Origin of the sequence: Mucilaginibacter sp. OK268 (genome assembly GCF_900103125.1) — a bacterium.
Classification (GTDB): domain Bacteria; phylum Bacteroidota; class Bacteroidia; order Sphingobacteriales; family Sphingobacteriaceae; genus Mucilaginibacter.
The window spans coordinates 322,497-344,046 of sequence record NZ_FNJV01000005.1 but is presented as its reverse complement, the minus strand read 5'-3'; the positions used below and the strand labels follow the sequence as shown (position 1 = coordinate 344,046).

Annotated in this window: 17 protein-coding genes; 14 read left to right on the top strand and 3 right to left on the bottom strand. The window is 41.6% G+C overall.

Annotation, left to right across the window (positions count from 1 at the left end):
* Positions 1-13: 13 nt before the first annotated feature.
* From BLR84_RS17970 to BLR84_RS17920, 11 genes are all read left to right on the top strand, one after another.
* Positions 14-1,426 (top strand): eCIS core domain-containing protein, encoded by a 1,413-nt coding sequence (locus BLR84_RS17970; protein ID WP_143013935.1) that lies wholly within the window; start codon positions 14-16, stop codon positions 1,424-1,426.
* Positions 1,427-1,489: 63 nt separating this feature from the next.
* Positions 1,490-2,839, top strand: a complete 1,350-nt coding sequence (locus BLR84_RS17965; RefSeq protein ID WP_143013934.1) for an OmpA family protein — start codon at positions 1,490-1,492, stop codon at positions 2,837-2,839.
* Between the two features lie 21 nt (positions 2,840-2,860).
* On the top strand, positions 2,861-4,711 hold the full coding sequence (locus BLR84_RS17960; protein ID WP_143013933.1) for an eCIS core domain-containing protein: 1,851 nt from the start codon (positions 2,861-2,863) through the stop codon (positions 4,709-4,711).
* A 10-nt stretch (positions 4,712-4,721) separates the two neighbouring features.
* Positions 4,722-6,107 (top strand): eCIS core domain-containing protein, encoded by a 1,386-nt coding sequence (locus tag BLR84_RS17955; RefSeq protein ID WP_090470858.1) that lies wholly within the window; start codon positions 4,722-4,724, stop codon positions 6,105-6,107.
* 69 nt (positions 6,108-6,176) lie between these two features.
* The gene (locus BLR84_RS17950; RefSeq protein ID WP_090470856.1) at positions 6,177-7,637 is read left to right on the top strand and encodes an eCIS core domain-containing protein; all 1,461 of its coding nucleotides are present in this window, start codon (positions 6,177-6,179) and stop codon (positions 7,635-7,637) included.
* Positions 7,638-7,681: 44 nt separating this feature from the next.
* Complete coding sequence (locus BLR84_RS17945; protein ID WP_176852095.1) at positions 7,682-8,578, top strand: hypothetical protein; 897 nt, start codon at positions 7,682-7,684, stop codon at positions 8,576-8,578.
* Positions 8,579-8,600: 22 nt separating this feature from the next.
* A complete protein-coding gene (locus BLR84_RS17940) occupies positions 8,601-9,917 on the top strand; it encodes an ATP-binding protein (protein ID WP_090470852.1) in 1,317 nt (438 codons plus the stop codon).
* A gap of 27 nt (positions 9,918-9,944) precedes the next feature.
* Positions 9,945-10,757: an SH3 domain-containing protein gene (locus BLR84_RS17935; RefSeq protein WP_090470850.1), complete on the top strand. Its 813-nt coding sequence runs from the start codon at positions 9,945-9,947 to the stop codon at positions 10,755-10,757.
* 30 nt (positions 10,758-10,787) lie between these two features.
* On the top strand, positions 10,788-11,930 hold the full coding sequence (locus BLR84_RS17930; protein ID WP_090470848.1) for a hypothetical protein: 1,143 nt from the start codon (positions 10,788-10,790) through the stop codon (positions 11,928-11,930).
* Between the two features lie 157 nt (positions 11,931-12,087).
* Complete coding sequence (locus BLR84_RS17925; RefSeq protein WP_090470846.1) at positions 12,088-13,050, top strand: heme-binding domain-containing protein; 963 nt, start codon at positions 12,088-12,090, stop codon at positions 13,048-13,050.
* Positions 13,051-13,067: 17 nt separating this feature from the next.
* Positions 13,068-13,550: a hypothetical protein gene (locus BLR84_RS17920; protein ID WP_090470844.1), complete on the top strand. Its 483-nt coding sequence runs from the start codon at positions 13,068-13,070 to the stop codon at positions 13,548-13,550.
* A gap of 21 nt (positions 13,551-13,571) precedes the next feature.
* Here BLR84_RS17920 and BLR84_RS17915 read toward each other — a convergent pair whose 3' ends face one another.
* The 3 genes from BLR84_RS17915 to BLR84_RS17905 form a co-directional block, all read right to left on the bottom strand.
* Positions 13,572-14,549, bottom strand: a complete 978-nt coding sequence (locus BLR84_RS17915; protein ID WP_090470842.1) for a GlxA family transcriptional regulator — start codon at positions 14,547-14,549, stop codon at positions 13,572-13,574.
* A 256-nt stretch (positions 14,550-14,805) separates the two neighbouring features.
* A complete protein-coding gene (locus BLR84_RS17910; RefSeq protein WP_090470840.1) occupies positions 14,806-16,206 on the bottom strand; it encodes a pyridoxal phosphate-dependent decarboxylase family protein in 1,401 nt (466 codons plus the stop codon).
* A 375-nt stretch (positions 16,207-16,581) separates the two neighbouring features.
* On the bottom strand, positions 16,582-17,595 hold the full coding sequence (locus BLR84_RS17905) for a fatty acid desaturase (protein WP_090470839.1): 1,014 nt from the start codon (positions 17,593-17,595) through the stop codon (positions 16,582-16,584).
* 319 nt (positions 17,596-17,914) lie between these two features.
* On the opposite strand from BLR84_RS17905, the gene BLR84_RS17900 reads away from it, so the two are divergent.
* The 3 genes from BLR84_RS17900 to BLR84_RS17890 all read left to right on the top strand — a co-directional run bounded on the left by BLR84_RS17900 (position 17,915) and on the right by BLR84_RS17890 (position 21,417).
* Positions 17,915-18,448: an OmpA family protein gene (locus BLR84_RS17900; protein WP_090471060.1), complete on the top strand. Its 534-nt coding sequence runs from the start codon at positions 17,915-17,917 to the stop codon at positions 18,446-18,448.
* Positions 18,449-18,640: 192 nt separating this feature from the next.
* A complete protein-coding gene (locus tag BLR84_RS17895) occupies positions 18,641-20,365 on the top strand; it encodes an ATP-binding cassette domain-containing protein (protein ID WP_090470837.1) in 1,725 nt (574 codons plus the stop codon).
* Positions 20,362-21,417: a glycosyltransferase family 1 protein gene (locus BLR84_RS17890; protein WP_090470835.1), complete on the top strand. Its 1,056-nt coding sequence runs from the start codon at positions 20,362-20,364 to the stop codon at positions 21,415-21,417. Before BLR84_RS17895 ends, BLR84_RS17890 begins: the two co-directional genes overlap by 4 nt.
* Positions 21,418-21,550: the final 133 nt, after the last annotated feature.

Below are 21,550 nucleotides of genomic sequence, written 5' to 3'. Positions count from 1 at the left end.
ATTATTATACCCATTGAAATCAGCAGAACATATCCGGAAACAAGAAAGAATAAAGGATTCATTATCTCTATCCAAATCATTCTTTCAGCCTAAGCTTACTGTAAACCAACCAAATGATGTTTACGAGCAGGAAGCTGATGCCATGGCTGACCGGGTTATGCGCATGGCTATACCAGATCATAATGAAAATACTTTTTTTAAACCGGTTGGGGATAACATCCAGCGTAAGTGCCAACATTGTGAGGATGAGGAGAAACTTCATCGTAAAGAAACTTCTGCCGACAAGGTAGAAGGCAGCTATCAACTGGATAATTATGTTGGATCATTGGGATCATCCGGTCAAGCTTTACCCCAAAGTAGCCGCCAATTTTTTGAACCGCGCTTTGGCCAGGATTTTTCAAATGTTCGATTACATACAGATTCCGTCGCTGCAAAATCGGCACAGTCTATCAATGCCCTGGCTTATACCACCGGCAACAATATTGTGTTTAACAGCGGCCAGTACTCGCCCGAAAGTGATGGTGGAAAACGGTTGATGGCCCATGAGCTTACCCATGTGGTGCAACAGAAAAACCAGAATTTAACAGAAATAGGAACAATTCGCCGTGTTCCGCAAGAGCCTACGCTGGGGGAAACTAAAACTCCCAAAACAAATCTACCAATGAAATCCCTAAAAGGTATGGACATACAGAAGTTATTTAATATGTCTGCGGATGACCGGAAAAAATGGTACATCGAAAAGCTGGGCGCTTACGAAAGTCAGCTTAAGGAAAGTGCAAATAATAATGTGGTTCCGGTTCAACTTTTGGCTCTTGTAATTTTAAATGAACTGGCAGATATTGATTATAAAGATATATTGCAGTCTGAACTTGGCGTAACAAAAGGTTCATTAGGTATCGCTCAGATCCAGATTGATACTGTTAAAAATGATAACCTGTTTGATGATATTACCGAACAGGAAGGTAAAGAGGCGTATAAACAGATGGTTACCAATGCGGTACGTCCAGGACTAAGCCGTTATGCAGCCAGATGGATGGAAGATGCAGACAAAGATAAAAGAATGGCAATTAACAGGCGCTTGCAAATACCACAATACGCCATTGAAGCTGCAGCTAAAGAAATCAGGATATTATTAGACCGGATGATGGCCAATCGCGGAGCTGACTGGCAAACGCGTTTTGGTTTTGTACACGCAGGAATAAAAGCACCACTTAATGCACAGGGAATTTATGATGACGTGAAAGGCACGGACCAGAGGGAAAAAGAAATGAACCTGGCAAATCTCATTACCGGTGCATACAATTCTCCGAAGATAATTCAAACAGCAAATTCGAGCGAGGATGTTTTTCCTAACGCAAATATACACGGAGATAATTCAAGGGACATAGCAGGCGAGCTTTTCGATTTTAAACTCTTTAGGCCATAACGTAGTATCATTAAAATTTATAAATTGAACTTAATAAATCATATAACCAAATCTGAAAACCAGTTGAATTCATCAGCTTCTAAACCGCTATTTTTTCAGCCAAAGCTTACAGTAAATCAACCCAATGATATTTACGAGCAGGAGGCTGATAACATGGCTGATCATGTTATGCGGATGCCTGGTGGAACTCATAATGAAAACACTTTTTTTAAACCGACGCAAACAACTGTTCAACGTAAGGTTCCCGCTACTATTATTCAAAAGCAACCAGCACCGGGTCCACCAGAATTCACAGTCAACAATTTCAACGAAAACTTTCCCACTTTCAATGCCAAATATGATGTAGCAGGACCTGTGCCAAGCACAGGAACGCTTTTTATATCGCATGGTGTACATATGAATTATCCCGCAACCGTTACAAAAAGTGAGCAATCAACTTTTGAGACTGATTTTGTGAAAAGCATACACGATAAATGGAGTAAACAACATCTTCTTGCTCTTGCTGAGCCCGGTTTCGCCTCCTATATGTGCGAGGTGGATGTTACAGCACAAGTAAAGGCCAATGCAAAAGATGCCAATACAGTTATTGATGTGGTAAAACCTGGCGATACCAAAAAAAGATATCGTTCAAGAGTAACGTCTGCTAATAAAAAAGAGGGTTCAGAAACCACACATACCGCAAAATTAGATCTGCGTGATCCAACAACAGAAGAGAATAAAAAATTAGATGAAGCTGATTTTATTCAGCAGGTAGGTAATTTTGATTTTGATAACGATGTAATCAATGCCGATTGTAAAGAAGATATTGAAAAAATAAAGAGCTTTATACAAGCCATACCTGCCACAGATAATCCAGAAGAATGTCAATACACATTGAGTTACGTGGGCCGTGCAAGCTCAGAAGGCTATGCAGCTTATAACAAGAAATTAAGCGAAAAAAGAATAAGAGCAGTAGAAAAAGAGCTAGGCACGCTTGATCATCTGTGTCTTTCTTTTTACAAAACCGCAGGGGAAGAAGGGGCTACTGAAGATGCAAAATTCAGGAGAGTAAATGTAGGCGTGTTTTTATCAAATAGTCCAAAAGCAAAAACAACTAATCAGAATGTAGCCGCACATGAATTTGGGCATATGATTGGGTTAGGCGATGAATATGTTGATGAGAAACCTGAAATCCATGGTTCAAAAATTAAATATTTCGGCGATGATCCAACCCATTATGACGGGGTTAAGGATGTAGTTGACGAAGTTGCAGCCAACGAACTACTTATACAAAATTCGTCAGGCATCATGTCTATGGGAAACGAAGTAAAAAGAGGGCATTATGTGATGTTTGCAGCCGCAATTGACAAAATGACAAAACCCGAAATTGAAAAAGCGACCGGTAAAAAAGATGCAAAATGGATGGTGTTTTAATTTTTTTTAAACCTATAACCAATGAATGTAACTGATACTATACAAACCAGGCGGATAAATGCCGAACCCACTTGTTCAAGTAGAGAAAGAAAGGGGAATGCACCGTTTTTTGGTCCTTTGATTCAGCCTAAGCTTACGGTAAATCAGCCTAATGATATTTACGAACAGGAGGCTGATAGCATGGCTGATAAGGTTATGCGTATGACCACCCCGGCTCATAACGAAAATAGCTTTTTTAAGCCGGTTTCTGATAACATCCAACGCAAGTGCCAGCATTGTGAAGATGAAGAAAAACTGCACCGTAAAGAAAATTCAGATGCAGCAACACAGGGCAGCCATGCATTGGATAACTATGTGGGCTCACTTGGTGCGTCAGGACAGCCTCTTTCTGAAAGCAGCCGTCAGTTTTTTGAGCCACGTTTTGGGCAAGATTTTTCGGGTGTACGCATCCATACTGATTCTGTAGCCGCAAAATCGGCGCAATCCATTAACGCTTTGGCTTATACCACAGGCAATAATATTGTTTTTAACAGCGGGCAGTTTTCGCCCGAAAGTGATAGCGGCAAACGATTAATGGCGCATGAACTAACCCACGTAGTACAGCAAGGCAAGGGTATACAGCCCAAGTTAATTCAGCGTGCCCCGGGTAAAGGGGATGCACAGGCAATAATTGACCGTGATAAATTGATTAAAGATATCAAGGCAGAAGCGGCTTATAAAGCTCTGGATGCTGCTAAGAGAAAACTTGCAGAGGAAATTATTACTGAAATAAAGAAAAAACCTATTGCCGAACAGAATTCGTACTATTTAACGCAGTTCCAATTACTTTTTAAAACGGTGACCCAAACACCTGCCCAAATTACCACTATAACAAATGCAAAAACCGATACAGCGGTTGCAGACGAAGCTGTTAGGGTGGCTAAACCAGAAGAGGCAAAAAATAAAGATATGGAGGAAAATACCGCGAAAGATCCCGCCAGGGCCGGGGCTTTTGAACGGGTTGTTGGCAAATGGGGAGGTGGCGCTTATTATATTGACCGCAGATCGCCTACAGATATTGTAATAAAGGCAGAAGTAATGCTAACGCCTACGGGTACGGGCACAATGGATGAGGTGAATAAAATTAAACAAATGAAGGATGGGATTGAAAAAGCGGCATCCACAAAAGGCTATATCGTTTCGCTCACATTTGTTGACGTAGCCGGTCCGGATACATTTAAAGCAGGAGTAAATCCAGAAAAATGGGAAGACGCAACTAACTGGTCTGGCGGTGCCCCTAAAGGCTTTGCTCATGAATTGCACCACATGATGGCATATGAAGTAGACCGGTATAACTACATTGACTATCAAGCACGTAACGACAACATGGTGCTTGAGGATAGATTATACTGGTTCAGGAAGGAACTATCGAAACCAGCCGGGTATAATGACCCTACTTCTATTATGGATAACGCCCCTCATCCCAATAACCTTGATGTGTGTACAGTTGCAGGGACAGATATGAAAATGTGCATGGATGCACGTAAAAAGATGGATGATGAAGCGGTTCCTGCTAGCGAAAAGAAACAATTCGTTACACCTGATTCCATAAAAATTGGCAATGGGGATAAAGCCAGAATTGGTTTGGACATGCATATTGACTTTTTACCAGATCATACCCGCTTACATGTTTTTACAGCTAAGGAACAAGGCGGCGAATATAAAGCCGGGGCATCACGCCAGATCATAGGCGATCCTGGTAAAGGCGGAGACTATGGTGTTGCTTTATCTGCAGTATCTGCCGGCCCTTTTATCAGGCTCGAAGCCAGGTCAGAAACTACAGGTATCAGCGTGCCAAGCGTAAAGGGGACATATACTTTAGAACTTAATTAAATACTTAACATTGAACTCGCACCAACATATCAACCCTGTCGGTAAGCCTGAAAATCACACGGCTTCTAAACCGCTATTTTTTCAGCCAAAGCTCACGGTAAATCAGCCCAATGACGTTTACGAGCAGGAAGCTGATAACATGGCTGACCGGGTTATGCGGATGACCGGTATGCCTCAAAATGAAAACGCTTTTTTTAAATCCGCGCTTACCGGTATACAGCGCAAATGTCAGCATTGTGAGGAAGAGGAAAAAACAGTACATCGCAAAGAAAATTCAGGTGCAGAGGTACAGGGTAGTCATGAATTAGATAGTTATATAGGGTCATTAGGTTCATCGGGGCAAGCGTTACCCGAGAGCAGCCGGAGTTTTTTCGAACCCCGGTTAGGACACGATTTTTCAAATGTGCGTATCCATGCAGATTCAGTAGCAGCAAAATCAGCACAGTCTATTAACGCGTTGGCCTATACTACGGGGAATAATATCGTATTTAACAGCGGGCAATACGCACCAGAAAACGACAGCGGGAAAAAACTGATGGCGCATGAACTTACTCATGTGGTGCAGCAAAATGCGGTCAAAAACAATACTATTGTTCAAAGAGAGCTTGCCATTGAGCCTCAGGGTGCCGCCGCAGGTGTAACTAAACGAATTTTATCCAAGGTAGATATTAAGGATGCTATAAGAGTTAATAAAAGTGTATTTGGTACCAAAGAGGCTGTTAAACAGGTCAGAGATGTTATAGGAACCAATGATTCAACTGTTATTGATGAGGAATTTGTGTTGGCTGTTGCTGAATTTCAGTTTAAGCAGGGAGTTGCCCAAGACGGAAAAGTAGGCCCGGTAACTATGATGATCATTCTGGAAGAATTACAGGCAGAAAAGCAAACTGAGACAGAACAAAAAGTAAAAAATGGTTTTCAGGTTTTTAAACCAACAGACATCAATACTTCGCATTGCGGCTGTCAGCAAGAATTAAAAAGAGCTATTGCTGGTACTCAGTTTTTTATTCCATTTTATGAAAAATGCGAAACACAACCAGGAGTGGTTGACGGGAAAACAGTGGAAGCATGTGTATTATCTGAATTGAAAAAAATAGGAGTTAAAACAAAAACAGCAGGAACTACAGATCCAACATCTGGTGATATAAAGGTGAAACCGGTTCCGGGTAAATGCGGAAAGCTCCATGAAACGGATACACTTGCACATGAGCAGGTGCATCATGTTCATGTAAAGGAGCTGGAACAAGCGAATGGTGCTGGTACAACAGCCCTTAACAAAGCAATAAATGATCCCCATGATTGGGTTGCTGACGAGATAAATGCGAGAAAAACAAATGTGGCTGTTCTTAATTTCATGATCCAGGCCCTGGATGGTATGTGTGCAGTTACTCCGTGATCCTGAAACATTAAGAAATATAAAGCCAGATTAACAAATATTAGCAACTGATAAATAAATTAAAAAGACGTGCAAAAGAATCAACCCATATCAAGTGAACATCAGAGCCAGGGGGGGAACAGGATACTTTTTGGCGAATCTTTTTTTAAGCCCGTTATTCAGCCGAAGCTCAGGGTAAATCAGCCCAATGACATTTATGAGCAGGAAGCCGATACTATGGCCGATCGGGTTATGCGGATGGCTATTCCTGCTCACAATGAAAACGGCTTTTTTAAACCTGTTGACGATGGCATACAACGCAAATGCCAGCATTGTGAAGATGAAGAAAAACTGCATCGCAAGGAGAGTTTGGGTGCGGATGTGCAAGGGGCGAATGAGTTGGACAATTATGTGGGTTCATTAGGTTCATCAGGCCAAGCGTTACCAGAGGGAAGCCGCCGTTTTTTTGAGCCACGTTTTGGTCATGATTTCTCAAACGTACGTATCCATGCCGGTGCGATAGCGGCAAAATCTGCTCAATCAATCAACGCATTAGCCTATACTACCGGTAATAATATCGTTTTTAACTCGGGGCAATATTCGCCTGAAACCGACAGCGGCAAAAAGTTATTAGCACATGAATTAACCCATGTAGTGCAACAAGAAAAAGCGCTTCCATCAGTGCAGCGAAAAATAATGATCGGTAACACGGTAATGACGGTTGATGATCAATACAAAAAAATAGTAAAAGATACATTTGGAGATAAGGGATTAGAAATTGTATTGGATTGGCATAACAATGGTGCCAGTCCAGAATATGATTTTAAAGATTGGGAAGCTTACCGAACCGAGATCCGTATCAGGAGCAATGCCATAAAGGGCATGGACATCGCCAACGATAAAAGTATTAATTGTTGTCACTATCCAACAAAAGGTCATCCCGGTGGCACTTTGAATCCGTTATACTGGGATAAAACGGAGGATTATCATTTTACTGCGAAAGTACCGTTCCCCGCAGGGAAAAATTCATCAGACGCAATAGAAGATATGTTTAGGCCTAACGCGGGTACTGAGCTTGAATGCCTCACATTGTCTGTCGCGGTAGAATATTATGCTTTGCTACAGGCCTTAGGCAAGGATAAATTTAACAAAATGTTTCCGGCTGGTGCTGGCCTGGTGATTGCCAATTCGGGTGCCGATCTTTTAAAGTCACTTGTAGGTTCGGACAAATTTGAAGAGTTACCCACAAAACAAAAAATAAGTGAGCTTATTCCGGGTGATCATGGCTATTTTAAAAACTTTGCCGACTATGGAACCAAGCATCCAAATGGCTTATGGCAAGGTGAGAATGTAATATACTATGGCGACGGAAAATTCAGGGGGTTTGGAATCGGAATCTATGATGAGGATACCATTTTAGATAGATTGGTTTTCTATTATAATAAAGATTTAGATGACAAGGATAAAAAAACAAAAGCTGATCTTATAAAAGAAGGCGGGGGCTTTACAGGATGGGTTACCAGGCCATCAATTAAACAAATTTTAAAGTAATATAGAATAACTTGAAAGCAGTAAAAGACACAAAGCAGCCGGAAATGCCAGTGAGATCAAGGGATACAAAGCCCCTGTTCTTTCAGCCCAAACTTACCATCAATCAGCCCAATGACGTTTACGAGCAGGAAGCTGATACAATGGCTGATAGGGTTATGCGCACGGCCGATCCTGCTCCAAATAATAATACATTTTTTAAACCCTCCAGTAATCTGGTTCAAAGGCAAGACGATCCATCAAAAACACTTACCGAAGGGGCAGGAGTTGTTAAAGAACAGCTAGATGATAAACCCGGATTTGAAGAATGGCAGAAAGAACAAACAGACGCATTAAAAAAGCAAGTTTGGGATAAGCAGCCTACAGAACTCAAAGCCAGCATTATTGGTTTCGGCCTGGGCTCCCTGGGAATATTAGGTTCTGTGTTTGCTACCGATCAAAGATTTAGAACCGATACTATAAAATTGCTCAATGACAAAAATATAGCTCTGCCACTTTCACTGATCCCTTACCATGATTATTTTCCTTTATCATCGTTTAAATATAAACTAAGCGATGGTAAAACACCGCTGTCATTTGATACAGAATTTGAATTTAAGCCTTATCTGGAAATGTTACATGATAAATGGAGTTTTATACCAAAACTTGATCTTACATTAGGGTTAAGCAGTGAATATTCGTCAAAAGGCGGTTTTGATATGACGGGTGGTTCCATTAAACTAAAATTTGCCAGTGGCATTATCAACCTGCAGGGATACATCAATGAACCTTTACCACCAACACCGATGCTGGTTAGTGGTAACGGACAATCACCCATGTGGATAATGAGAACTCTTCCAGGTCAGTTTGATGATCAATTGCCTAAGGGAACCGGCGTATTTTTATCTGTTGATGTATTACGTATACCTGAACTGTTTACAAATGAGGGAGCAAAAAAACCTTAATTTTATTAAAAGCTAAAATACGATGCAGGCTCAATCTATAACAAACTCTTTAGAAATGCTGTACCAGGTGATACATAATCGTCTGCAATCACATTTTAATAATACGGAAGCCTCTTTTCCGGCGGTTACCCTCATGGACGATGGCAGTTCCCTTAACGGGTTTATCATCGAAAATAAACTTCCGATTGAAGAGTACATCATCCTTTTAACTGCGTTGGCTCCACATTTGCGTACCTCCTTTTTTGAAAATATCATACAAGAATTTTTACCCAATGGTGGCGATTTTCCGGAGTTTGGTGGAATTAAGGGTAACAATCATCGCGGATTATTGCCAACTGGCGAAACTGTCCAATTCATATTAGGCAGCAATGATATTGAGAAGCGCCTTGCGGTTCGGCATTTACTCACTAATGGTATATTGGCTAAACAAAGGGTATTATCTATGGAAACCGTTAAAGAGGGTGAGCCACTGATGAGCGGCCGGATAATACTTGATGCGGAATGGGTAAGTCGTTTTCTTACAGGTGCAGAAACCATACCCAAATTTAGTCCCGATTTTCCGGCCAAAAATATTACCACAGCGATGACGTGGGACGATCTTGTATTGAACAATTATACCCAGAATCAGCTTAACGAGATCTTGATATGGGTAAAACATAATGATACCCTGATGCAGGATGAAGTGCTGAAAAGAAAAATAAAACCGGGTTACCGGGCGCTCTTCCACGGCCCCTCCGGAACAGGTAAAACATTAACGGCGACCTTACTCGGCAAACACTTTGATAAAGAAGTATACCGCATTGATCTTTCGCAGGTGGTGAGTAAATACATAGGCGAAACCGAAAAAAACCTGGAAAAAGTATTTCAGAAAGCCGAAAATAAAAACTGGATACTGTTTTTTGACGAAGCAGATGCCTTATTTGGTAAACGTACTAATGTACAAAACTCACATGACAGATATGCCAACCAGGAAGTGAGCTACTTACTGCAACGCATAGAAGATTTTCCGGGCTTGCTTATATTGGCGTCCAACCTAAAAAGCAATATGGACGATGCTTTTTTAAGGCGCTTCCATACTATTATACACTTTTCTATGCCAAATGCCCAGGAACGGCTGAAATTATGGGAGAAAGCATTCCCGGCATCATGCGGGCCGGAACCGGGCATCCAATTAAAGGATCTGGCCGATAAATATGAATTAACCGGAGCAGCCATACTCAATATCATCCATTACGCCGCGCTGCAATCTATTTCCAAAAATGATCAATATATACGTAACGTTGATCTGATAGAAGCGATAAGAAAAGAGTATCGCAAAGAAGAACGTACTATGAGTTAACTAAACAACATAACCGGAGGAAAAACCATGGCCTTAGCACAATTTCACATATACACCCCACAGGAGTTTCAGCAATACCTGGTGAATACCATTTTTTCCAGAAGTATCAAAATGATACAAAACCACCATACCTGGGAGCCCAATTATAGTTCATTAAGCCCCAGCCAGGGAGAAATGTATTGGCTTGAATCCATGAGGAGCTATCATATTCATAATAACGGATGGAGCGATATTGCGCAAAACCTAACTACTTTCCCTTCGGGTAACATTGGCTTGTGCCGACCCATAAATATTACCCCCGCGGGCATTTTTGGAGCAAACTCTGGGGCGATTTGTATTGAAAACTTAGGTAACTTTGATACAGGGCACGATCAGATGACACTGCCGCATAGGGATACCATTGTGTTTTTAAACGCTATACTTTGCATGAAGTTTGATCTGAAACCAGTAAAAGAACAAGTGGTTTACCACCATTGGTTCGACCGAACAGGTAAAAGATTTCCGGAAAGTGTGGTTAATAACAACCAGGTGGGCAATCAGCAGAAAACCTGTCCGGGCACTGCCTTTTTCGGCAACAATACCATTACATCCGCCGAAGCTAACTTCTTCCCACTGATTGACAACAAAATAAAGCAGCTCAGTGGGGTCGATGCACCTCAAACAACATCCTTAATCGTATATGCGACCTTATTAAACGTACGTTCGGGACCGGGTACATCGTTCCCGGTGCTGCGCACCATTACACAAGGCACACAGGTATCTGTTTATACCACTACCAGTCAATGGAGTAAAATAAGTAATACGGCAGATGAGTGGGTATTCAGCAGCTACTTGTCTTAAATAGTTTTTAACCATAAATATAAAAAGATCATGTTGTCATTTTTTAAAGCAAAAACCTGGAGCGGTGCCGGTTGGTTACTGACTCTTTGCATGTTACTTGTTTTTGTAGCGATGATTTATACTGCGCTTCATTTTTGCTACAAAGGTACCGATCATAAAAAACTGGACAGCGTGCAACTCTTAAATATAGATAACGTGCTTGCTGCATATCCGGATTCGACGCAATCAGCATCAAAAGATCCTGCGGTCAATAAAGCAGCGGTCGCGAAACGTGAAGAGCGGAATCAGGCAGTTTTTAATTTTCTGAAAAATGAATATGACGACTGCATAGATGAACCCCGCTTAAAACTCCTGGATGGCTTATTGATCAATCTAAGTAATAAGGACACGAAAGCATATCTTACCGATAAGGATATCTTCGTAAATGATTTCTTCTGGTTTGTTGGAACAGGCACATATGCCGAAGTGCTGTTTTGGGCACTTATGGGCGTTTTGGTGAGCTTAATTTATTACGTGAGCATCGCTAACCGTGAGGCATTAAAAGTGGCAGGAGACGCAGATACAGGGCCATTTGACCCCGCTGAAATATCCGGGCAGGTATCAAAAATGTTTTATGCCCCCGTATGTGCCCTTGTTTTGGTACTCGGATATAATTTACTGGGTGGCAGCAACAACAAAATGACAGATATTAGCATAGGCAAGGGGCTTTTATTATTTTCTTTTATTTCGGGGTTTTTCTCTAGCCGGGTTATGAAGTTTATTGACGGACTAAAAGATCTGGTATTACCCTTAAGTTCAAGCAACAATAATTCCACAACAAACAGTAACGAACCAGGGGCAAAAACAGCAGACATAACAATCGACTTGCACCTGGCACAAGCCCTGTTATCTACACCAGAGGCCGCTGATATCATTGACGAGGGCTTTAACACGGCAATTGTTACTTTAAAACCCGAAACCGGCGATATCATTACCCTGGACAAACCCGCAGACGATCAGAGTTCGGAATTTACGGCAACACAAGTGCCTCTTGGTAAGTACACCCTGCACGCCACTATGCCTTTTAAAAATAATGATACCATTATTAACCTGGATGCCAATAAGGATATTGAAGTAAGTGATACCGAAAAGATCTTTCAATTGGATATGGATAAAGCAGCGGAGGCTGGTTAAAAATAGCTATCTGTGTTTTTTTGAGATCTGATAGGTGGACATTTGTATAATTCAACTATTAAAATGTCCGGTTCAGCTTTACGTTTGTCTAATTCAGCGTTGATATAGGTGTATAAGTACTTATTATTAAGCAACTTTACAGTATAATCATCGAACTATGAGTGCCCAACCTTCCAGCTTATTCAAAAGAAAACCCGTTATTATAGCAGCCATTTTACTGATCGGCTTTTTGTCCATACAATTCATCCGCCCACAAATTACAAATCCACCTGTAAAAGCAGAGATAGAAGCACCGGCAGAGGTAAAAAGTATACTGGTACGGGCATGTTATGATTGTCACTCCAACGAAACAAACCTTCGCTGGTATGATCAGGTATCACCTGTTTCCTGGAAAGTAGCCAATCATGTGAACATCGGTCGTAAGCACCTAAATTTTTCTAACTGGAAAAACTTGGCACCGGCCGATCAAAAAGCTGTGCTTTGGGAAGCCGTGAACCAGATAGCCGCCGGCGCTATGCCCATAAAAGATTATGAGCTGGTTCACCCTTCGGCCGCTGTTTCCAAAAGCGACCTGGAGGTACTTAAAAAGTATGTCTCGTCCATGTCACCTAAACAAATACCGGGTGATACAACCAAAATAAACGCGGCCGATAAACAGTATGCGCATTGGCAAAAAGCAATTGCTGTATCAGTTAAACCACCCACAGCCTTGAATGGAATTACTTATATACCCGATTATAAAAACTGGGAAACCATCAGCAGTACCGAACGTTTTGATAATGGTACCATGCGAGTAATATTTGGCAACCCGATAGCCATTAAAGCCATCCGTGAACATCACATCAATCCATGGCCCAACGGAACAACATTTGCCAAAGTAGCCTGGGATCAGGTAACTGATAAAGATGGCAATGTACATACCGGTGCCTTTAAACAGGTGGAATATATGATCAAGGATGATAAAAAGTACGCTGCTACTGCTGGTTGGGGCTGGGCCCGGTTTAAAACCGATAAGCTTGTGCCTTATGGCAAAACGGCCATGTTCACCAATGAGTGTGTTAGCTGCCATAAGCCATTAAGCAATACCGATTTTGTTTTTACCTCACCAATTGAACACTAACTGATCAGGAACCCATCATGAAAATTACCTATATATTATTCGTAGCCGCTGTTTTTATATTATCAGCCTGTAATAACCGCAAGCCAGCCGAAGAACTTTTGAATAAGAAAGCAGCTATACCCGTTTCGTTCAACTTTAGCAAAGCCGGCTTAAAAGTGATCACTTCATCTATCAACAAAAAAGCGCAAACCATGTCTACCTTGTATGGCAACGAGCTGGCTTTAAAAACAGCTATATCAGGTTCAACAAACTATCCTTTGGGCGAAAACCTGACGTTGGTTACCTGGAAACAACAGGATGACGACCGTTGGTTCGGTGCCAGGATCCCGGGCGATCTTGTATCTGTTGAAGTAGTTAAAACCATCAGCTCAAATACCGGAAATACCATTGCTAATTACCAGCGATTTACAGGTAAAGAATTAGTAACAGATACCGATACAGCACATCAGCAGGAGCGTATCAGCTATATCTTTTCACAGAAACCTTCAGTAATGCCCTGATAGTTAAAATTAAGGTCTCTGCTACGTTGCGTATTCCCTTTGATATTTATTGCGGTAATCAATAGGCGATAGGCCTGTAATGCGCTTAAATGTGGTGCGGAAGGCTTTGGTATCAGTATAGCCCACATTATACATCACTTCATTCACATTTTCGCGCGAAGTTTCCAGGCTTACTTTGGCTGCCTCTATCTTAACACGTTGTATATATTCGGCTACGGTATTGGCAGTGGCTTTTTTAAACCGACGTTCCAGGTTCCTGCGACCCAGAGCGAACATGGATGCCAGCTGCTCTACCGTGATCTTGTCTTGATAGTTCTTTTCAATAAACTCCTGTGCCTTTTTGATCGGATCATCCGCATGATCTTTTTGCCCTTGGAATATGATGAAGGAAGATTGGCTATTCCGCTCCATTTCAATGGCGAATACCTTGGCGCTTAAAATAGCGATATCGCGACCAGCATATTTCTCGATGAGATATAAGATGAGGTTTAAATAGGAGAAAGCTCCACCACTCGAATAAATGCCCTGCTCATCGGTAATGATTTTTTCAGTAACCAGGTTAACATCCGGGAACATCTTCCTGAATTCATTAGCAAACATCCAATGCGTAGCGCATTTTTTGCCGGCCAGTAAACCGGTTGAAGCCAGTAAAAAGGCTCCCATACATAAACTGGCGATCTCGGCGCCATTATTATATTGCTGGGTTAACCAGGGTAAAAACTCTTTATTATTTTCAACTTCTTCGCTGATATTTCCATCAATAGCCGGAATAATGATCAGGTCGGTTTTTCGTACTTCGCCGATCACCTTGTTGGCGTTAACAGTAAATAAGCCACCGCTAACAGCGGTTTCCATAGTAAGTCCAACCAGTTCAACTTTAAAAATAGGGTCTTTGCCCGCAGCCAAAAAAAATTGGTTCACTTGCGTAAGCAACTGGCGCGACCCTTCCAGGCTCCCGAGTATGGCCCGTTTAGGAACCAGTATTGATATGTGTTTCATACAATAAATAGGTTTATAAAGCAGTATTTTACGCTATGAATTTGCCGTTCTATCTATTCACAGGATATTGCAATATAACGCTAATTTTTTTTAGATGTGATAAGCAAAAATCACTTATCTGCTTTTATGCTATACAAAAAAATACTCCACGCATTATTTAGCTAAACTCCATAAGAAACTGATTTAGTTGAGCTTAATATTCAAATCTTAAATAGAAAGTCAACTGGTTTAAATTATTAAACCACTCATTTCCCGATCAGGAAGCCTTGATCAACTCATCAATGGCTATCAAAATATCTTCTTCCGTAGTTCGCCAGTTAACAAACGCCGCCCGCAGACAAGGCACTCCTTTATAAGAGGTTGGGGTGATAAACAACTTACCTGATACTTTGAGCTTTTCTAATATCAGTGCCAGTTTGCCACTCCTGTTTTCTTCATCCGGAATACTAAAACAAACTACATTTAACCTTACCGGGGCGGTTAGCCTAAACATGGTTTTTTCCTCCAGCAATTGCGCAAACTGGTTTGCCAGGTTAATATTATTTTCCACTATCCATCCAAATCCGTTGCGGCCATAGGCTTGCAGGGCAAACCAAGCCGGTAATGCCCTTAAACGTCTGGAGTTTTCTGGTCCGAAGTTCAGGAAACTAAAGTCGGTAGCCGGATCGCCCAGATAGGGGGCATTGCTGTTCTGAAACGTTTGTAACTGCAAAGCCGAGTGTTTTTCCTGAACCAGGTATATGGCACTGTCGTACGGAACATTGAGCCATTTGTGGCAATCTACCGTAATGCTGTCGGCAAATTGCCAGCCGTTTAATAAATGTGCATATTTTTCAGAACAAGCTGCAAAAGCACCAAAGGCCGCGTCGATATGCCAGTAAAAAGTATACTGTTTTTGCAAGTTGGCGATGGCTTGCATATCATCAAAATCAACGGTATTAACCGTGCCGCCACTGCTGATCACTATTACCGGGAAATCTTTACTCTCCCGCAATTTGGCTTCCAGATCAGCTGTATCCATTGCCTCCCGGTTACCTTCAGCGGTTTTTATGGTGATGATATTACCACTGCCCAAACCCAGCATAGCCAGCGATTTAATGGCTGATGAATGTGGAGTAGCCGTCAATATCCTGATCTCTGTTTTGATGCCCTCACGTGCAATATCAATGCCTTTTTGCTTACCTGCCCATTGCCTTGCCACGGCCAAACAAGTAAAGTTTGACATGGTAGCGCCCGTTACAAAGCCGCCTTTAAAATAGGATGGTAAACCAAACAATTGAATAAGCCAGTTAATGGTTTGCAGCTCAATATTAGCGGACACATCCCCGGCGCCATTTAAGCTTTGGGGATTTTGATCAAATACAGCACTTAACCAGTCGCCGGCAATGGCGGCAGGGGTGGTGCCACCGGTTACAAATCCCCAGTACCGCGGCCCGGATGATGCCACTATTTTATCCTGATGCTGCTCATAAAAGGCCTTCAGTGTATCCTCCAAGCCAATTCCGTTTTCAGGGAGGTTGATGGGAATGGTCACCTGTACATTGTTGATGCTTACAGGCCTGTCATTTATTTCATTCAGGTAAGCGGCGGCTTTATCTTTGGTTAGGGATAGTAAATAATCCAGGTTATCCAGGTCGTTTTGTAATGTGCTGTACATAGGTTTATCAATTCGATACCACAAATAAATATATATTTGATCAGGATAAAACGCCGGTCATAAAATTTGACACGGGCCATACAAAAACTTTTTAAAGTTTTATTTTAACACTTTTTTAACTAAAAATGGGCAGAAAATCATTCAAAAACTGCTCAAAATTCATTCAAAACCATCGATTTTAACAAATTTTAACACGGTTTTGAAAGGTTTAAAAAGTATTAATTTATTGATAATCAATTCAATAAATACAAAACGGTTGTTTTTTTGGCTATATTTCCCCTTAACTAAACAGCCCGGTTTTCCTTTTTGATCAGAAAACCGGGCCGCTGTATATACAAAAATACGAAAATTTCGCCATTAATTTAAATGCCCTGGTTAAGATACCAGCTCTTTATTTTGCCTTAAAGACTCGGCCATTTTTAGTCCTTCCAGTCGTATTTGTTCGGTACGCACGTAGCGTTTATCGGCGCCTAAGCGCGATTGGGTAATAAAGTCATAAAACATCCGTGTCCATGACCGTGTAGAATCCAGGTGCTCATAAAATTCTTTAGTGATTTTATAATAGCGGGGTAAAAACCTACCGGGGATATTCATAATATCATGATGTTCGTTATGATAGCCTACATTAAAGCAAACCAAATTAAGCCATCCGTAATAGGAATTAGTTTCCTGGCCTTCTTTAAATACAAAATGTTCATGAATAAAATGCCCTGCGGAGGGGTGAAGACTAAAGCCCCAAAGTGTTGAAAGCAGCAAATAAATAATGGCGATCTTACCCAGGAAAACAAATATCAATATGTCTGTGATGATGAGTGTGATGATGTTTGCCCATTCCCAGCGGGTTGGTTTGGTATCAAAACCTCGTACCAAGAAGAGAAAGAATATGTAAAAAAACAGCCATACAAATTTCTTAATACCCGATTTACCAACCATCTTAACTTCCCAATGGCTCGGGAAGTCATTATCTACCTGCTCGATACCCAAATGCGAATGATGTTTCATGTGGTGCCTTCTGAAGGCAATGGCCCCTGGTACCAGGACCGGTATATTGGCAATAATAGCCAGGGCCTTATTTTGCGCAGGGGTTTTAAGCATGAGGTTATGGGCCATTTCATGCACAGCCATAGCCGCCCAATGGTTCATGGTACCACCTACAACGTATGATAACAAAATAATTTGCCACCAATATTGGCCAAAATGAGGGAACCAAATACCTACAGCCCAAGCAAAGGTTAGCTGACCGGCCACAATAAATAGGGTAAGCACCGCTGCCCAGGGATCATAACCCATTAATTTTTTTACTTCGGGATGCTTTTTTAGCACTTCAACTCTGCGTAAATAGTGGATATCCGGCGTCTGGATGCTTTCGAATGGTGTATTACTTTTCATGATAATATTTAGGTAACACTAATTTAACATCAATGGCTAAAATTGCACACCGTATTTCTACTGAAAACAGTGCGTACAATTACCTAATTATCAACACCATAAAACACCATCAACTATCCGTTTTAGTCGCCGGCTTTATATCTATCAAATACTTACCTTTTAAAATCTGCGTTTAGTTACGGTACAAAACCTATGGAGGGTAGGTGTATATGAAATAAAATTCCTGAAAGCCCTCTTTATTTTCACGTCGTGTGTTTATACTCAATTGAGGTTGAAATCACGAATATTTTTTATGTTTACAAAAAAACAAAACTTAGCTATGAAAGCTTTAAAAACACCCTTATTTACTTTAATCTTTGCATTAGGCGTCATCACGGTAATTTCATGTAAATCAAAAAAACTGGTTCAAAAACCTGTACCGGTTGAAAACGAACAAACTTACGCGCCGAAACCGCAACCTGCACCGGCTCCAAAACCTGCACCAAAAGAAACTCCGCCACCACCACCGGCAAAACCAAACTATAACTTTAGCAATATCCAGTTTGAGTTTAACTCAGCTGTGCTAAGAACTTCATCTTACCAAACGCTTGATCAGGCTGCAGCCGAGATGAAAAAAGATCAAACTGTAAAATTTGTGTTGAACGGAAACGCTTCTGCCGAAGGTACACCTGATCATAACATGGAATTATCTGTTGAACGGGCTAATTCGGTAAAATTATACCTGGTAAACAGCGGTATTAACGGCGACAACCTAACTGTAAAAGGCTATGGCGAAACCAAACCTATCGCGGATAACAGCACTGAAGACGGCAGGGTATTGAACCGTCGTGTAGAGATCAAGGTTAATCAATAAACCTTTTTCAACCCCAGATAAAAGCCCGGTAATTTAAATTACCGGGCTTTTATGCTTTATAGGGGCAACCATTAAGCTTTTTAACCCGTAATGAATAGAGTCAAGATATTAGAGTCAAGAATCAGGACAGGAAAAAAATAAACACATCGTTTTTCTTGATTCTTGACTCTCGATTCTTGCCTCTAACTAAAAATGAAGCACATTATAAAAGGCATTTTAACGCTGCTGAATGCGCAGGAGAAAAAACAATTGGGCAAACTTATCCTGCTCGATCTGTTGATCAGCGCGCTTGATATTGTTTTTCTGGGGATGCTTTTGCTGGTAATAGGTTTTTATACTTCCACCAAAACCATCAATACCAACCTTGCTTTTTTACCGGCAGGCTGGTTCAATAAAAATTCCATATTGCTCGTCAGTGTATTCCTGGTTCTTTTCAGCTTCAAAAACTGGATAGGCTACCTGATCATGCGTTTTCAGCATCATTTTTTTTATGGTGTGGCTTCACGCTTGTCTAAAAAGAACATTATCCATTACCTGAAATCCGATTACCTGAACTTTGTTAATGTCGATTCCTCTATCCACATCCGGCAGATCAGTCAGCAACCCATTGAGTTTAGTCATTACATCCTCACCAATGTACAGCAGGTTATTTCGCAGGCTATCCTCATTTTGTTTACGGTTTGCGCGATACTCATCTATCAGCCTTTACTGTTTTTGTTGTTGTTACTTTTGCTATTACCTCCGGTGATTTTACTGGCTTACTTTATCCGGAAACGGTCGAAGCAGATCAGGGTAAACACCAAACAAGCGAGTGAAAAAACCATCCAGCATTTGCAGGAGTCATTAGCCGGCTTTGTAGAGAGTAATATTTATAACAAAAGCGACTTTTTTACCGATCGTTATCACAGCTACCAGCAACAGCTGAACGATAACCTGGCCGGGCAGCAAACTTTGCAGGCCCTGCCATCGCGACTGGTAGAGATCTTCGCGGTACTGGGTTTCTTTATACTGGTACTCATCAATAAATACTGGACCGATAAACCGGTAATTGACCTGTTGACCATCGGCGTTTTTATGGCTGCCGCCTACAAGATCATCCCCGGTATTATTAAAATACTGAATAGTACCGGGCAAATAAAAACTTATGAATTTACGCTGAATGATTTGACCTCACCCCAGCCCTCTCCAAAGGAGAGGGCGTTTGAAAAAGAGTTAGGTAAAGTCCTTTCCTTTGGAGAGGATTTAGGAGAGGTGTCTTCTGGAGAGGGTATAGGTGAGGTTACCTCCATCAAATTTGATAATATCAGCTTCCAATATAAAGATCATCAGATCTTAAAAAATTGCAGTTTTAGTATCAGTAGGGGCGATATGGCGGGAATATCGGCCGTATCAGGCAGGGGTAAAACAACGCTCATCAACCTATTGTTAGGGTTTCTGGTGCCGGATGCCGGCGATATCCTGATCAATGACCAGGCGACTGATGTTATCGCCCTAAAACGGTGCTGGAGCAGGATAGCTTATGTAAAACAACAGGGTTATTTTATTCACGATACCATCCTTAAAAACATTACGCTGAGCGATGATGAAAGCGATCCGGAAAAACTGGCTGAGGCCATCGCGATATGCGGACTTAATCCATTATTAAACGGCAATGCCGAAGGACTGTACCGCACGATCAGGGAAAATGGTAAAAACCTGAGTGGTGGCCAGCGCCAACGCATCCTGCTTGCCCGGGCACTTTACCATGATTTTGATGTACTGATACTGGATGAGCCTTTTGGTGAAATGGATCAGCAATCCGAGGAAGCTATTTTGATACAACTGCAAAGACTGGCTGCTTTGGGCAAGATCATCTTTTTTATTACCCATAATACCACAAGTCTTAGCTATTGCAACAAACTGATAACGCTGGAATGACCAAACAAAAAACTATAGTGATATTGAGTCCCGGTTTCCCGGCTGATGAAAACGATACTACCTGTATACCGTCTATGCAGATCTTTGTAAAAGGGCTGAAGCAAAATAAACCTGGGTTACATATTGTGGTGCTGAGTTTTCAGTATCCGTTTAAAGCCTCGCGATATCATTGGAATGGGGTTGAGGTGATCGCATTGGCTGGTAAGGGCAAAGGGCAATTGTTCCGGTTAATTACCTGGCGGCGTGTATGGCAAACGCTTAAACAGCTGCATAGCCAATATGAACTGGTGGGGCTATTGAGCTTTTGGATGGGCGAAGCTGCATACATGGGTAAGCGTTTTGCCAAAAGGTATAACTTACCGCATTATACCTGGCTGCTTGGCCAGGATGCCAAAGCGGGCAACCATTACGTAAAACAGGTAAAACCCCAGGCAGGGGAGTTAATAGCCATATCAGATTTTTTGGCCAAAGAGTTCAGGATAAATTACCAGATAAAACCCGGACATACCATCCCTACGGGTATTGACACTTCCCTTTTTGCTGATCCACCTGCCAACCGGGATATCGATATAATTGGGGTGGGTTCGCTTATCCCGCTTAAGCAGTACAATTTGTTTATCCAGGTAGTTAAAAGTCTGACAACACAATTTCCACAAATAAAAGCAGTGATCTGCGGCAAGGGCCCCGAAATGGATAACCTTCAAAAACAGATCAGCAAGTTAAAACTGGGTAATCATATTGAACTAAAAGGGGAGTTATCGCACCCGGAGGTCCTGGCATTGATGCAGCATTCAAAAATACTGTTGCATACTTCGGCATACGAAGGTTATAGTACAGTTTTAAGCGAAGGCTTATATGCAGGCTGTCATGTAGTGAGTTTGGTTAAGGGGATGGATTCGCACCCGCCACAGCATCATGTGCCCGGGAATGCCGAAAATATACCTGGCATAATTAAAGACTTGCTCCATGACCCCAATTTGCTTCATGAACCCGTGTTGGCTTATCCTGTAGAAACCATAGCCACCCGCGTTGCCGCTTTATTTGGCTGTTAAATATATACCTATCGGGACATCTCTATTAAAAAAAGTATGTCATTTCGACGAACATGGGGTGACTGAGGGCGGAGTGAGGAGAAATCTTTTTCGCTAAGCTTATCTATCATACATGTTGCAGAAGATTTTTCAC

What these genes read in the sequence shown, in the direction of transcription:
- BLR84_RS17960 (WP_143013933.1), top strand. Translation starts at nt 2,861, where the DNA reads ATGAATGTAACTGATACTATACAAACCAGGCGGATAAATGCCGAACCC.
- BLR84_RS17945 (WP_176852095.1), top strand. Translation starts at nt 7,682, where the DNA reads ATGCCAGTGAGATCAAGGGATACAAAGCCCCTGTTCTTTCAGCCCAAA.
- BLR84_RS17940 (WP_090470852.1), top strand. Translation starts at nt 8,601, where the DNA reads ATGCAGGCTCAATCTATAACAAACTCTTTAGAAATGCTGTACCAGGTG.
- BLR84_RS17935 (WP_090470850.1), top strand. Translation starts at nt 9,945, where the DNA reads ATGGCCTTAGCACAATTTCACATATACACCCCACAGGAGTTTCAGCAA.
- BLR84_RS17930 (WP_090470848.1), top strand. Translation starts at nt 10,788, where the DNA reads ATGTTGTCATTTTTTAAAGCAAAAACCTGGAGCGGTGCCGGTTGGTTA.
- BLR84_RS17925 (WP_090470846.1), top strand. Translation starts at nt 12,088, where the DNA reads ATGAGTGCCCAACCTTCCAGCTTATTCAAAAGAAAACCCGTTATTATA.
- BLR84_RS17920 (WP_090470844.1), top strand. Translation starts at nt 13,068, where the DNA reads ATGAAAATTACCTATATATTATTCGTAGCCGCTGTTTTTATATTATCA.
- BLR84_RS17915 (WP_090470842.1), bottom strand. Translation starts at nt 14,549, where the DNA reads ATGAAACACATATCAATACTGGTTCCTAAACGGGCCATACTCGGGAGC.
- BLR84_RS17910 (WP_090470840.1), bottom strand. Translation starts at nt 16,206, where the DNA reads ATGTACAGCACATTACAAAACGACCTGGATAACCTGGATTATTTACTA.
- BLR84_RS17905 (WP_090470839.1), bottom strand. Translation starts at nt 17,595, where the DNA reads ATGAAAAGTAATACACCATTCGAAAGCATCCAGACGCCGGATATCCAC.
- BLR84_RS17900 (WP_090471060.1), top strand. Translation starts at nt 17,915, where the DNA reads ATGAAAGCTTTAAAAACACCCTTATTTACTTTAATCTTTGCATTAGGC.
- BLR84_RS17895 (WP_090470837.1), top strand. Translation starts at nt 18,641, where the DNA reads ATGAAGCACATTATAAAAGGCATTTTAACGCTGCTGAATGCGCAGGAG.
- BLR84_RS17890 (WP_090470835.1), top strand. Translation starts at nt 20,362, where the DNA reads ATGACCAAACAAAAAACTATAGTGATATTGAGTCCCGGTTTCCCGGCT.